Origin of the sequence: Rhodopseudomonas sp. BR0C11 (assembly GCF_010820945.1) — a bacterium.
Taxonomy (GTDB): Bacteria; Pseudomonadota; Alphaproteobacteria; order Rhizobiales; family Xanthobacteraceae; genus Rhodopseudomonas; species Rhodopseudomonas palustris_H.
Window position 1 is genome coordinate 1 of the sequence record NZ_QTKI01000858.1, and the last position, 433, is coordinate 433.

At 62.8% G+C, this 433-nt stretch carries 1 protein-coding gene; it reads right to left on the minus strand.

The features are described from left to right. Positions 1–345 (minus strand): imidazole glycerol phosphate synthase subunit HisF (gene hisF, locus DYI24_RS27805; RefSeq protein WP_246701407.1); only part of this gene is annotated, 345 nt, incomplete at its 3' end. Positions 346–433 lie beyond the last annotated feature (88 nt).

The following is a 433-nucleotide window of genomic DNA, read 5'->3' on the forward strand; positions in this document are numbered from 1 at the left end:
GCCCACGAACTCCGGGTTGAACACCGCAGCCGTGTTGATCGAAACCTTGTCGGCACCGGCGTTGAGCAGGTTACGGATGTCCTGCACGGTACGCACGCCACCGCCCACGGTCAGCGGGATGAACACCTGGCTGGCCATGCGCTCGACGGTATGCAGGGTAGTGTCGCGGCCATCGACGCTGGCGGTGATGTCGAGGAAAGTGATTTCGTCGGCACCCTGCTCGTTGTACCGACGGGCGATTTCCACCGGGTCGCCGGCATCACGGATGTTCTCGAACTTGACGCCCTTGACCACCCGGCCGTTGTCCACGTCCAGGCAAGGGATGATGCGCTTGGCCAGTGCCATGGTTCAGTCCTCAGCCTTGGTAGTTGTCGCAGAAGGCCTGGGCCTCGGCGACATCGAGCGTGCCTTCGTAGATGGCACGGCCTGTGAT